The 13,993-nt window shown below is 56.8% G+C and carries 10 protein-coding genes; 5 read left to right on the top strand and 5 right to left on the bottom strand.

The window, feature by feature from the left end; genetic code table 11:
- Positions 1–21: 21 nt before the first annotated feature.
- Both AABA21_RS12055 and AABA21_RS12050 read left to right on the top strand, forming a co-directional pair.
- Positions 22–2,136: a TOMM precursor leader peptide-binding protein gene (locus AABA21_RS12055; RefSeq protein ID WP_338250176.1), complete on the top strand. Its 2,115-nt coding sequence runs from the start codon at positions 22–24 to the stop codon at positions 2,134–2,136.
- Position 2,137: 1 nt separating this feature from the next.
- Positions 2,138–4,156: a TOMM precursor leader peptide-binding protein gene (locus AABA21_RS12050; protein ID WP_338250174.1), complete on the top strand. Its 2,019-nt coding sequence runs from the start codon at positions 2,138–2,140 to the stop codon at positions 4,154–4,156.
- 71 nt (positions 4,157–4,227) lie between these two features.
- Here the strand turns inward: AABA21_RS12050 and AABA21_RS12045 are convergent, their stop codons facing one another.
- Positions 4,228–5,148: an NADP-dependent oxidoreductase gene (locus tag AABA21_RS12045; RefSeq protein ID WP_338250173.1), complete on the bottom strand. Its 921-nt coding sequence runs from the start codon at positions 5,146–5,148 to the stop codon at positions 4,228–4,230.
- A 224-nt stretch (positions 5,149–5,372) separates the two neighbouring features.
- Between AABA21_RS12045 and AABA21_RS12040 the strand changes: the two genes are divergently transcribed.
- Together AABA21_RS12040 and AABA21_RS12035 are read left to right on the top strand one after the other, a co-directional pair.
- Positions 5,373–5,726 (top strand): hypothetical protein, encoded by a 354-nt coding sequence (locus AABA21_RS12040; protein WP_338250171.1) that lies wholly within the window; start codon positions 5,373–5,375, stop codon positions 5,724–5,726.
- Positions 5,727–5,880: 154 nt separating this feature from the next.
- A complete protein-coding gene (locus AABA21_RS12035) occupies positions 5,881–6,300 on the top strand; it encodes a winged helix-turn-helix transcriptional regulator (protein WP_338250169.1) in 420 nt (139 codons plus the stop codon).
- Positions 6,301–6,343: 43 nt separating this feature from the next.
- Here AABA21_RS12035 and AABA21_RS12030 read toward each other — a convergent pair whose 3' ends face one another.
- On the bottom strand, positions 6,344–7,303 hold the full coding sequence (locus AABA21_RS12030; protein ID WP_338251024.1) for a GNAT family N-acetyltransferase: 960 nt from the start codon (positions 7,301–7,303) through the stop codon (positions 6,344–6,346).
- 167 nt (positions 7,304–7,470) lie between these two features.
- On the opposite strand from AABA21_RS12030, the gene AABA21_RS12025 reads away from it, so the two are divergent.
- Positions 7,471–7,683, top strand: coding sequence for a hypothetical protein (locus tag AABA21_RS12025; protein ID WP_338250167.1), 213 nt, complete (start codon positions 7,471–7,473; stop codon positions 7,681–7,683).
- An 18-nt stretch (positions 7,684–7,701) separates the two neighbouring features.
- On the opposite strand, the gene AABA21_RS12020 is transcribed toward AABA21_RS12025, so the two are convergent.
- From AABA21_RS12020 to AABA21_RS12010, 3 genes are all read right to left on the bottom strand, one after another.
- Positions 7,702–9,135, bottom strand: coding sequence for a SagB/ThcOx family dehydrogenase (locus AABA21_RS12020; protein ID WP_338250165.1), 1,434 nt, complete (start codon positions 9,133–9,135; stop codon positions 7,702–7,704).
- A 298-nt stretch (positions 9,136–9,433) separates the two neighbouring features.
- Entirely contained in the window at positions 9,434–11,209 is a 1,776-nt protein-coding gene (locus AABA21_RS12015) for a CocE/NonD family hydrolase (protein WP_338250163.1), read from the bottom strand.
- A gap of 563 nt (positions 11,210–11,772) precedes the next feature.
- Entirely contained in the window at positions 11,773–13,953 is a 2,181-nt protein-coding gene (locus AABA21_RS12010; RefSeq protein ID WP_338250162.1) for an alpha-galactosidase D, read from the bottom strand.
- Positions 13,954–13,993: the final 40 nt, after the last annotated feature.

Raw genomic sequence — 13,993 nt, 5'->3', positions numbered from 1 at the left:
CAAGATAGGTTGGTAGAAAAGATGCGGCCAAAATTCCAGTCTGATACCTGCTACATCCCTTTTGAGGAGGGTATCTATCTGCGCAATAATCACGGTGGGCTGATGCTCAAGGGCAAAAGCCTGTATGGCCTGTTGCAACACCTTATTCCCATCCTCGACGGAGGAGCGTCCGTTGAGGAGATTATCGATGGTCTGAATGCTGATCAGCAGCAGATGATCATAAATCTGATCGACAAGTTATCCGCCCATCGCTTTTTGCGTGATACAGAACTGGATCAGCCGCTCAGCGTCCCCTTATCTGAACGGGACGCGTATGCTCCAGACCTGGCCTTCATCGCATCATTTCAAGAGAACGCCGCCCGTAGCTTGATGCACTTTCTTGGACAGCGTCTGCTGCTCATCGGCTCCGGCCTCTGCTTCTCCGCGCTGGTAGATGCCAGTCTGCAACGAGGTATCAGATATATCGGTGTAAGCGCGACAGCGCCCACTATGCGGCACCCAAAGCGCGCTCCCGGTCAGACCGTGCGAGAAGTAGACGCTTTGCCCTGGGACGATGAGGCGGCGCTACAGCACCTTATCCAGGACTTTGATGCGGTACTCTACGTCTCCGATCAACCTATGCTGGCGCGGGCCCGGCTGCTCAACCGTCTGTGTCGCAATCAACAGCGCGTCCTGATGCAGGCGCTTGTCATCGATAACCATGCCTGGATCGGTCCCCTGGTGCATCCAGCGGCAAAAGGCTGCTGGGAGTGCGCGTGGCGGCGCCTCCAATCTAATCTTATCGCGCTCGCCGACCGCCTGCCCCGCTACGCTTTTGACGTGCAACCACCAGACCCGGTCGAGCAACCGTGCGTTACCACGACGGCCGCCGGGTTGATCGCCAATCGGCTCCTGTTTGAGCTTTTCCGCTATTGCACCCGGATCGGCGATGCGCAGGAAGACATACAGATCACCGATCTTGACCTCGCGACCTTCCAGAGCCAGAGTCATGCATTTTTGCCTCACCCTCTCTGCCAGGCAGAGCAAGCTCCGTTCGCCTCAACCGCTCCGCAGTTCCTTGAGCGCTTGCGGTCCATACAAGGTCGTCCAGCCATCGATGCCGAGGAGTTCTTTAGCTCAATCATGCCCTGTACTGATGGGCCACTCGGGCTCTTTACACTCACGAGTGCCGAGGACTTTGTGCAGATGCCGCTGCCCGTTTTTCAGGTAAATGTCTCCAACCCGATGTTGCTAGAGCGCCCGCGAGAGCCGCTCACGATTACCGCCGCGGACCTCGATGCTACCACGGCCGGGCTACGCGCCTCCCAGACCGCCTGTGAGCGTTATCTGGCTGAGATCGTGGACCGGCGGCGTCTGTTGACGAGCGAACAGGCGTGCCAGCAAGCAGAGCCGATGATAGCGCCCGAGCACTTCATCGATCCTGCATCTCCCGCGCAGGCAGATGGGCTGTGGACGTGGACCTTCAACCTCTATAGCGACCGAGCCTGCCTGGTGCCCGCGTCACAGGTCTTCTACACACTATACCAGCGCGAAAGTGAAGATGTACTGCCACACGGCATCTCCTCTAGCATGGATTGGAATGAGGCGGTCTGCCATGCGCTGCTGGATTGGTGCCATCACCTGACCGTTGAACAATTGGCAGCATCCGCACAACCGTGTCCGCGCGTTGACCTTGCCCACACACCGCTGTCAGCGACAGGAGCGCATCTTGTCCGGCTCCTAGAGATAGCTGGCAGCCTACCTGAGATCTACGATGTAACGGGTACGCTGGAGATCCCCACGTTCGCCTTCTGTGTGGACGATAGGGTCATCGCGTACAATACGCATTGCGAGGCGGCACAGGCTTTGCAGATGGGGATGCAGCAGGTATTGCAACACTATCAATCCATACAATGTCAGCAGCCCGACTACGCTATCACACCGCCCGTCGATCTTTCCCCGAGCCTGCGCGGTGAGCAGTTCAGCATACCAGACTATCCATGCCCCGATGGATGGCCGGATCGGCTGACGTGGTTGGTCCAGCAGCTGTGGTCCCACGATCTCTGCGCCTGTGTGGTGCCCCTGGATCATGATCCAGGGTTAGCCGAGATCTTCCCCTTTGTGGTACGCGTCCTCTTGAGTCGAAGCGAGGTGTAGCATGCGGCAGACGCCAATAAAGCATGGTATTGGACTGGTGGGACAGGGCAATATCGCGCGCAGCGTGCTGCGCCATCTGGATACCGAATACGTTCAGATCATTACTTGCCTGCCAGAAGATGAGCAGCTACCACGCTGTAGCTTTATTGTCTACTGCAGCGATACCTGGGCTCCACAGGAGCTTCAGAAGCTCAATCGGCGCTGCCTGCAAGCGAAGCGGCCTCTCTTACCTGTCTATACGCAATTCGGGGAGGCGATCATCGGACCCTGCGTGATCCCTGGGGAGAAGGGCTGTACCAGTTGCGCCGAGCTATGCAAGTTAGGGACTACGTATGCGGATACCGACCGTGAGTTGCTGCATCAGTATCTCTACCATGAGCAGACGCCACCTGCCTTTCAACCCTGGCTCTCATCATTTAGCCTGGAGATACTGGGGACCCTGGTGGCCCGGGAGGTTCTGGCCTATCTCCAGCAGCCGGAGCGACTCCAGACGCGCCGGGCGCTGCTCTCGCTTCCGTTGACGACCCTGGATTGCCAGCGGCATACGTTCGTGCCGCTCTCGTCGTGTCCCGCCTGTAGCGAACTCACCAGCGATAGCGAGCAAGAGGCAACCATCACCCTGCAGTCGCGACACAAGTCAGATGCCTTTACCTATCGTGCCCGGATTCCTTCGGCCACGCCACAGAACATCATCTCAACCTATGTTGATGAGCAGACGGGGCTGATCTATTCATTGACCGTTGACCACACTGCCACGCTACCAATCACCGCCACGCATTTGCACTACGAGTTGCAGGATGGACGGGAGCCCACGCAAGGAACCGGCTGTACGTTACGCACGCAGCAAAGTAAGGTCGTTTCGGTTCTAGAAAGCCTTGAACGCTACGCCGGTATGCGTCCCAGGAGCAAGCGTTCAGCGGTACAGGCCAGCTATCATCAGCTCTCGCAGCAGGGCAGATCGGTGCTCGATCCAAACACGCTGGGACTGCAAGATCCTGAGTGCTTTGAGCAGCACGAACAACAGTGCTGCCACATGCAGCCCTATCACCATGACCTGGAGTTTGACTGGGTCTGGGGATACTCCTTCCAGCGTCAGGCACCGATTCTCGTGCCCGAGCAGAGCGTCTATTATGGCCTGCCACACGGCAGGAACAATCCCTCGTTCATCTACGAAGTATCCAATGGCTGTGCCCTGGGCAATAACCTTGAAGAGGCGATCTTTCATGGCTGCCTGGAGGTCATTGAACGCGACTCATTCCTGCTCACGTGGTATGCCCGCCCCGGCCTGCCACGCCTGGACCTCAATACGGTAACCGATCCGACCATTCGGCTACTTATCGAGCGTGTAGAGCATCAGACCGGCTACACCCTGCATGCGTTCAATGCCACGCTGGATCATGCCTTACCATGTATCTGCCTGCTCGGTGTTGATGAAGGCAATCGAGAAGGCGTGCCCAAGCTGCATGCGCTGTCTGGCTCACATCCACATCCTGAACAGACCCTGCTGCGTGGTCTGCGCGAGTTCGTAGCCACGACGTCCGCTGCCCACGAGATGTATAAGCAAGGACGGGAGCAGGCGCGCGAGATGCTTGCCGATGGCCACCAGGTCAAAACCATGTTCGACCATCCCCTCGTCTACTACTTGCCCGAGGCCTTTGAACGTTTGCACTTCCTGTACCACACGCCGCGCAGACAAACCTTTCAGGAGGCATTCGCAACTTTCTACCAGCAGCCTCCGGCACAGATGGATTTGAAAGAGGATATTGAGCAGCTCATCCAGTATTACCTGCAGCGAAACATCGATACAATCGTGGTCGACCAGACGGCGCCGGAGCATCTGCACACGGGGATGCGCTGCGTGAAGGTCCTCATGCCGGGCATGCTCCCCATGACCTTCGGACAGCATAACCGCCGCGTCACCGGCTTTAGTCGCCTGCACCAGGTCCCCTACACCCTGGGTTACCAGGACCATCCCCTCACGATGGACGAGATCAATCCCCACCCCCATCCCTTCTTCTGAGCACAGAAAATGCCTCCTTTGCTCATGAGAGCAAGGAGGCATGCGGTCGCTTGCAACGTAATGATAAGAGATTAGAGCACAAGCACGATCTTACCAAGGATATGGCGCTGCTCCAGCTCGCGATACGCCTCCTGCACCTCTGCCAGGGAATAGATGCGGGTGACCGGAACTTCTATCTCTTTCTGCTCGATCAACCGGGCAAGTTCGGCCAGGACCTCGGCACTCGCCGCGTCGTTGTTTCCCTCGGCCTTGACGCCGTGCTTTTCCACGGCCGCGAAATTGATGATCGTATCGATGCGCTCCCGCTGCACGCCAAGCTTGAGCGCCAGTTCAACGTAATCAGCACCAAAGGTATCGATAAACGCATCGAGATGGCCGTCAGCTGCCTCACGAAGACGCTCTTCAACACCTTCACCGTAGGCAATCGGGATGACGCCGTGATCGCTCAGCCACTGATGGTGAGACGGGCTAGCCAGGCCGATTACCTTTGCTCCCGCTCTCTTCGCCAGTTGCACCGCGATGGAGCCGACACCGCCCGCGGCACCCGATACGGCCACGGTATCGCCCGGCTTCAACGCCACAGCGCGCACCGCCGCATAGGCGGTTGTCCCGGCGACAAATAACGCGCCAGCCGCTTCCCAGGGAACATTACGCGGGCGCGGGGTCACGTCACCGGCCTCAACCACCACAAACTCCGCCTGGCTGGCCCGCTTGTGCGTGAAGCCGATCACCTCATCGCCCACGGCCACATCCTGCACACCATCGCCAACGGCCTCAACGATACCCGCCAGGTCGCTCCCCTGGCCAGAGGGAAAGGTAGCAGGCCACTGCTCGGCAAATACTCCCTGGCGAATAGCCGCCTCGCCCGGATTGGTCCCGGCCGCCTTCACCCGGACAAGCACCTGTCCCGGACCCGGCTCAGGCTTCTCAACCTCAACGACCTGCAACACATCAATCCCACCATACTGATTAAATCTGACTGCTTTCGGCATTTTATTGCTCCTTCTTTTCATCTATCGCTTGATTTTTAATTTCTGTCCAGAATATTTGTATACGTATATGATACATCTCTCGTCTCAGTTTCGTTACACACCAGACAGCTACAGCGACGACGCGTGGCTAATTACTACTATGGTTACTATAGCCAGGAAACCTACACTATGTAAGAAGGAACCAGAAAGTGATATAGTCACCTTTTGGAAACCATAACCTTCTTTTGCATATAACGCGACCAACCAGGCCGGTCCCCCAACACCCCAAAACCCAAAACGCTCCCACCAAAGAGAAACGCCCCGTAGGGTCGACCTTCAACGGTCGACCGGGCTGCCAGCGCCAGCGACGGCAGCTCCCGTCCCCCCACGACACCGCTTCCCATGGCGCCCATCTCGGCCCACGCCGTACCCACATGGGGAGCCGAACAGATCGGGGACGTGGACCGCAATCGCTGGCGCTCGCGGTCCAGGCGACCGTTGAAGGTCGCCGCTACAGGAGCGTTCCATATTTAAGCGGGCGCTTCGGGTTTCGGGGATACTTCGGGGTTCTTGTCACATTGCCCTCTGGCGAAAAATGAATGACACTCACCAATGCCATTTTGAACGAAAAATCGGAATGCCTCTTCTAGAAAAGAAGACTCTAGATAGTCCATTGACCACTTCCCAATTTTGAATGATGCCCAAATACCCGCTAGACTGGTGTTTTGATGAGTCACATGATATAGTTAGCATATGGAGACGAAAGAACAGACACAGCCCGATATTTTCCAGGAGAACTGCCTGTCGCGGCAGGTGCTACAATTGATTGCTGACCAGTGGACGCCGCTGGTCATCTATGCGCTGGAAGATGGCACAATGCGTTTCGGCCAGTTGCTCAAGCGCATCAATGGCATCTCAAAGAAGATGCTGACGCAGACCCTGCGCGCACTGGAACGCAATGGCCTGGTGCAGCGCGTCGTCTATCCCGTCGTGCCGCCAGTCGTGGAGTATACCCTCACGCCATTGGGCCAGACGCTGATCGAGCCGGTAAAAGCGCTGCAGATCTGGGCATATGACCATCTACAGGAAGTAGCACAATCCCAGACAGCCTACGATCAACGCGATCAGAAGCCGCTCTACGAGGCGACCGCCGCCCTCGTCCAACAACGCTAGCTTCAAGCTCAGCTTTCGCTTTCCCACACTCCCGCTTTAGCTTCTATCGGCGCGTGTAAAGATGATGCTCCGGAACAGAAACTGTTTTCGTGTAGAGGTCATATTGCCTGGCGATACGCATCCCAATACGCTCGTAGAGTTGCCTGGCCGCCTGATTTTCTGGCTCTACAAACAGGTCTACCCGCTTAAACCCGCGCTGATAGAAGTCGTTGAAGGCGTGGAGTAAGAGTGCACCTCCCAAACCTCGGCCCTGCCAGTCAACACGTACACCGAGCTTGTCGATACAACCAATGGTAGGATGCGGCTCGCTGAGGATGACCCCTACGAGCCCGTTGCTGCTTTCCGCCAGGTGCCACAGAGAAGGATCGAAATTCTCGCGTTGCAAGTAAACCTCGTTCCAATTACTAAAAGGGGCGCCAAAGGTCTCCTCCACAAGCGCCTTGACCGCGTCATCATCCTGCCGTGGCACGAAGGATCGCACGCGGACCTGTTCGGGCCAGGTTGAACTGGCTGGTGGTTCATGGAGAGTCAGGCGCATAAGGTATAGGCTAGGCCCTTGACACTGATATCCATGCTGCTCAAGCAATGCAGCGGCCCCCTGCTCATAAGCAGCGATATGGGTGGAAATACTATATGTTCGCGCTCCTGCTCTCGCCTGAGTCCACTGCTCGGCGTGCTGGAGCAGCAGTGCGCCAATCCCCCGCCCACGGTAGCCAGGATGGACACCAGAGAATTGCCCAATCTCACTCTCAGCGTTTCCTTGCGCATCTATAGAGAACGCGGGCATGATAAGATAGCCGGCGATCCGCCCGTCCTGATCATAGATTACAAGTGTATCGCTTTGCAGGGAGACGCTTTGCCAGTCGGCATGCAAGTCCTCCACCGTGTAAGCCGAGAGGAAGTGCTCTCTCTCCTCCAATCGTTCACATGCGTCGATATACTGTAAGACACGCGGGGCATCATCCATCTGCGCGGGGCGTACAGAAAATCCCTGGACAACCATACTCACGTATATCAAGCCTTTCTGCATTGAAATGGGAGGTAATTATAAAGGCGAAGAGCCAGTATTCCATATATTGAATAGGCCCCTGTCTGGTGGCCTGCATGTGAACTCGATCATACTTCCTGGTCCATATTATTTCCATGCAACCTTTTTATCATACATTGTCTATGCAAGTGTTTAATGTGGCCCTCTTCCGTGCCTTCCACGCATATATTCTGGACATTACCAGCTATATTCCGAACGCTGGCGAGCGTGCAATTAAAGAAGGCGACGAACATGGGCCGACCCAGACATTTCACCAGATAGTATATCTCATAACCGGGCACACCGATGAGCACCTTGAGGAGATCCGGGCGATCCGGCACGCACATGGGAGATAATTCGCCCATGCCACCTTCTTACCTGCTGCCCAGGGCGAATTCGCCGACCGAGGTTTCCTGATAATAGTCAGAACCGATTAAGCTGGCGAAGAGGTCCGAGTCTCCCGCCCCGATGGCACAGGGGGCCAGGTTCATGGCGCTGGCAACCAGGTACATGGTAGCGTAGAACACGCCGGCATCCTTGAGTATCAAAGCATAGGCGATGCTCTGATACTTCCAGGATACTCTCTGGAAGCGTGCGGCCAGCGTGATCAGCACCTGGGGGCGGCTATCTTCGCCCATTGATTGGCCCGCGTCGATCAGCAGCCGCTCTGTGTCGTTGTCCGGCTCGCGCACCAGGGACAGGGTGTGCTTTAATGGATCGTACCAGTAGAGGCCGAATGCCAGACCGGAGCAGCGGTCAACCGTCAGGTAGCATTCCAGTTCGTAGCTGGCGCCGCCGCCGGGATAGGGTCTTCTGGTCAGTTCGCCGCTTTCTCCATATGTGTAGACATCTTTGATGTGGGCGACGCGATACAGAAACTCGCTGATCTGCTCCTTCGTGATCGGATGTTCCTCATTATAGGTGCGAATGGAGGCCCGCTTCTCCATCGCCAGCGATAACGTGGGGTCTGTGCGCTGGATGCGCTCCATATCGGGCTGCGGAAGCTGCACGGTGACCGGCCATGGTGCCGGCTTGATAACAGGCTGAGCAGGAAGCTCATAGAGGAAGCGATAGGTGCCACCTAAAGGATTGCTGTGTCTGCCACCCCGGCTGCGGCTGTGAAATAACAGGTCGTGAAATTCCCACTGCCTGAGCGCCACGTCGTGCTCTTCGGCGAGTTGAGCATCATCGGTAGTGGCGGCGGCGAAATTGCCCATCAGCAACAGCGTCAGGACATCGGCTACCGTATCCAGTGATCCTTCTCCGGTCATGCGGGCAAGTTCCAGGGGAGTGCGCGCCGTTGCAAGTTGATAGAGCAGATCAGCTACCAGCTTGCTCTGGACCGTGAGCAGCGCATGGGAAAGTGGTGATTCCAGCCAGCACTCCTCATCCTCACCTCGATGCATATAAGCGAAGCGCGACAGACGATACAGTTGCTCGGGCTGGACATGTATCCATTTGTGCTGAAACGAGGCCGAAGTTGGATAGAGCGTCGCCAGGGGTTCGCCACTGCTCTCGCTGATCACGGATATATGGCACATCTGATGCCGCATGAGGCTGGACAGGTAGCGATAGCAGGTCATGAGCATCCCCTCCTCATGGGCAGCATCGATGGTCGCGTTGATCCAGCGCATCGAGCATGGAGACTGCGCCAGCCCGCTAAACACCTGCTTCAAACCGGGTCCCAGCGGAGAGATAGCCACCTGGAAAAATGGCGACACCACCACAATGCCCTGTCCCTCATCATGAATCTCCGTTCCCTCGGTCAGACAATAAGCGATCTGTGACGAAGCCGTTACAATGTTCATAGCCAGCTCCTCTCTCCATAACGATCAAAGTCCCCCATAGGCTCGGGCCTCGCGCCCGATTTACCCTCCGTGGGTAACTCTGCCCGCTAAACACGAAAAAATGATGCAATCGAGCATTACATTTTTAAGAACGTATCGGCCACACCTCTTTCTTCAAAGAACGTGACAGCAGGCGTCAATGACGCAATCAGCCATCCACAGCATACGCAACGACTACTGGAACAAATCACCGCATATACTGTGGAACATGGCTCATATCGCCTGTCTTCTCTAGCCAGAGAACAAGGGAAAGTGGCTCCTATCCCTCTCGTTCAATCACTGGCAGGATCAGGTGTGATGGATACAGCTCGTTATGGTAGACGCGATTGATAGCGGGCACGAAATCCTCTACCCCTTCGGTCGCGATGACACCGCCGCAATTCGAGTTGCGATCATAGCGCGGGAAGTTGCTGCTGGAGACCTCCAGGCGGATGCGATGCCCGGTGAGAAAGACATTCGAGGTCGCGCCCAGATCGATGCGCAGCTCGTAGACACGACCCGGCTCCATCAGGACCGGGTGTGCCAGGTATTCGCGATAGCGGGCGCGCAGAATCCCATCGCTGAGCAACTCGGCGCGTCCATCGGGATACACATCTACCAGCTTGCCAGTAAAATCGGTATCGGGGGCGGACGAGGAGACATAGAGTACCAGTTCGATCGGACCCGTCACCTCAACGGGACGCTCAAGCGGCGCTGTAGTATAGCAGAGTACATCTTCACGCGTCTCTATCTCGCGCTGATCATATGGTCCCAGGTCGCCTTGCTGTTTGGGAGGGATATTCGCTCCGGCCCTGGTTGGCACCAGCTCATGAGGATTATAGCGATACACATCCGCCTCTCCCTGCTCCATCTGCGTGGCTGACAGCACACCATCACCCGAGGCGCTGTTCGCCTTCCCGGCGCTCTGCAGATAGTAAGGACAATAGCGCGTATCGGGCAGCGGCCACGCATCCTCTTCACGCCATTGATCGATGCCCATCACAAAGATGCGCACCGGCTTCTCCCTCTCCACGCCATTGTCGAGCCCCTTGAGCCAGCGATCAAACCAACGCAATTGAAGATCGGTCAGCAGGTCCACGGCCCGCTCGCTCACCGCCGCTCCATCCTCGCCATACCGTCGCTCCGCGTGGCCCCACATAAAGTTGCCATGTCCCCATGGTCCGATGATCAGCCGTTGTTGTTGGCGCGCCAGTTCACTTCCACCCCGCCGCTTCATCAGCTGATACTGACGCAGATCGTTGCGCAGAAAGAGATCATACCAGCCAGCGATCGTCAGCGCTGGAACTGTAACGCGCTCAAACACATCTTCCGACAGGGTGGAGCGCCAGTAATCGTCCAGGCCGGGATGCGCCAGCCAGTCAAAGTAATAGGGCGCGACATCGCGCATCGCAGGCTGCTCAACCAGCGGCAGCTGCTCAAAGCGGGCCGGAAAATCGTTCAGCGCCTGCTTCAGCATCTCCATATCCTCGGACGTCGCCCGGCCATCTTCAATGCGCCGCTTCAGCTGATCCGGCACAAAGCTTCCCATCACCAGGGTCAGGGCCACCGCGAGCATGAACGCGCCACCCTGATAGAGATACAGGCCACCGGCGTGCGGAGACTGTGAGGGAGCGATCGCACGCAAGGCAACTGGCTGCGCGCTGGACGCCTGCCACTGGGCCAACGCCTGAAACGAGGCGCCAAACATGCCTACATGGCCCGTGGACCATGCTTGGCCAGCCGCCCAGTTAACGGTATCCACGCCATCACTGCTCTCAAACAGGAAGGGCCTGAACTCGCCCTCGGATGCATAGCGTCCGCGCACATCCTGTAGCACAATCACATAACCGGCCGCCACTACCCGCTCGGCAAACAGATTGATATTGATAGCTATCGGCCTATCTTCCCATCCCGGCAACGGCATGCGGAAATCTTTATTGTACGGATGGCGCACCACCAGCACCGGCCACTGACCCTCGCCCTCTGGACGATACACATCGGTCGCCAGCCTCACACCATCACGCATCGGAATCATCATATTCTGCTCAATCATCATTGCTTCTAACCTTCTTCTCTTGAAAAACCTGTTTCAAGCACAATGCGCAACCAGCACCGAGGGCCATTCCATTTAAGGAGAAAAAAGGCAACCAAACCCCGCGAAAAACGAGCGACATACCAACGAGATACGCCCCGTAGGTGCTGGGCTTGCCCCAGCTTGGAGCCGTCAGGCGACCCCGTCCCCCGAGCACATACCTTTCACCAACGAGCAACATCCCATAGGTGCTGAGCTTGCCCCGGCTTTGTGGATAGAGTAAAGAGGATCGCGAATATCGCGTATTCAGATGTTACAGGCCCCCTCGCACATGAAGACCTGCATTACAGATGAAGCGTTAGAAGACCTGCCTCATGAAGGTGGAGATGGCAATCATACATTATTCCTTCCGTTGCCACATATAACGGCATCACCACCTTAACACACAAAAAACCCATCCGTCAACACCTTCGCCCCCCACCCGCACCATAGGTTCGGAGCTCGCCTCCGATTACAACAAAAAGGGGCATCTACGGATATCCGTAGATGCCCCTCAACAATGCGGCAAAGCCGGTTGGAAACGATGGCTAGACGGTGATGCGATCGAGATCGACGGTCCAGCCGGAGGGCGCGGAGAGCGTGATGGTATTGTTGCCGGCATTCAGGGCGACGGTCATCGTCATCGACTGAACAGAATTCCAGTTGTTATCGTTGGTGCCGTGGAAGTTGATGGTTGTGGAGCCTCCTCCATTTACACTGAGCTGGCCCGAGCGTCCGCTGTCCCCATCGATGTAGTAGAGCGTCAGGGTATAATTTCCGGCGCTCCCCTCATAGATGTTGTTCAGCCGTACATAGGCACCATTGCCGATGTTGCCAACCTTCTGTCCTCCCGAGCAGGCGCTACAACCAACGACGCTGGCGCTGCCACCAAGCGTATTAATAGATGACTCGGCTTCATACGAACCTGCGCCGGTACGAATCACGATACGATCAAAGTCCGGCGCCCAGCCCGATGCGCTGGAGAGCTTGATGCTATTGCTGCCTGCGTTTAAGTTGACGGATACATTCATGCTCTGGACCGTGTTCCAGTTGTTGTCATTGGTGCCGTGGAAGTTTAAGGTGGTAGCCGCGCCGCCGTTTACGCCCAGCTGCGCGGACCTGCCGGTGTCTCCATCGATGTAGTAGATGGTGGCGGTCGCGCTGCCGCTGTTGCTGGCATAGATGCTGTTCAGCTGTACATAGGCGCCGCTGCCGATGTTGCCAACCTTCTGCCCGCCCGAGCAGGCGCTACAGCCAACGACGCTGGCACCGCCGCCGATGGTATTGTTGGCCGCCTCGGCCTCGTAAGACAGCGTACTGGTATTGACGGGGGTCACCTTGAGCAGACGCGAACCATGACCATTGAGGGAAGCGCTAAAGTTGTTGTTGAAATTGCCCAGGTCACTATGGCTCCACAGATCGCGTACGCTGGCGCTGCCGCTAAAGCCGAGATCGCTCCAGTTCGCGGTCACATTGGCGGCGGAACCATTCAGGTTGAAGAGAGCCACGGTATAGCTGCCATCGGTGTTATTGGAGAACCAGACCTGCTGGTTCGATGACTGTGAAACAGGGTGCGCGGCATGGCCCGACTGGTCCACAGCGATCACCTCATCATTGGTCAGCAGCGAGGTGCCATAGCTGTCCAGCTGGGTCAGGTCGTCTCCGGTAAAGAGGGGCGCCGACTCGATGGCCCACAGCGTCATGTACGTCTGACGCTCATCCTGCGAGATGCCATCCAGCGTCCCGCTCCCCACGTCCAGAGAGTCCAGATCATTCCAGCTACCAGGACCGGCGCTGTTGATCCAGGGAACGACATCATTGAAGCGTGCCTTGATCGAGTTGTCCCAGGTTACCAGCGTGCCACAGTAGCACTCGACATCGGTATCGATGCGCCAGCCATTGGCGTACTGCTGCCAGGTGCTGAGATAGTTGTGGTCCAGTGACCAGGAGAGCTCCAGCCAGATCGAGCGGCCGCTCTGCTGCAGCGCCTGGGACCACGCCTGCACATCCGGACGATTATCGGACGCGCTGACGCTGCGACCAGAACCGGGCGTGACCCCGTCCAGCTTCAGGTAATCGACTCCCCATGAAGCAAACTGGTTGGCGATCGAATTGATGTAGGCCTGGGCGCAGGGATTGCTATAATTGATAGCGTAGTTGCCCAGCCAGCCATTGGTTTTGGTCAGTGGCTGCACCACGATATCCTGCGCGTGGCAGCTCGTCCCATAGATAGGATAATTCTGATTGTAGACCTGGGGGTCCATGCCGGGATTGAAGTAGATGCCAAACTTTTGTCCGTTATTATGGACATAATTGCCGATGTCGGCCATCCCGGCGGGGAAACGCGTAGCATCAGCCCTGGGACGGCCGTAACTATCGAATTCGCTCGTCCAGTTGTTATCCATCCACCAGCCAGCATCGATATTGATATACTGATATCCGTGGGATTGCAACTTCTGATGCACAACATCCGACTGAGCCTTGACGTGGGCCGCGTTAAGCCAGATGGTATTGTAGCCGCTATAATTGGTGGATTCGAGGCTCCAGCTGCTCCAGCCCATATACGGCTTCTGACCCACCCCATTGCTGGTCGTAGCCGGGATGTTGAGCGCCTTGCTGCTGGCATGAGCTGCGGTTCCATAACGCGGAGCCATAAACAAGAGGGCCGCCATAGAAATGGCACATAAAAATATCACGGGGATGCGCAAAAGGTTCCGCTGTAAATACATAATCTTGTCCTTCCCTGGAAAAGATCACCATACAACACTG

It is taken from the genome of Dictyobacter halimunensis, from assembly GCF_036245075.1.
Note: the sequence above shows the minus strand (reverse complement) of the source record. Positions and strands in the feature narration are given on the sequence as shown.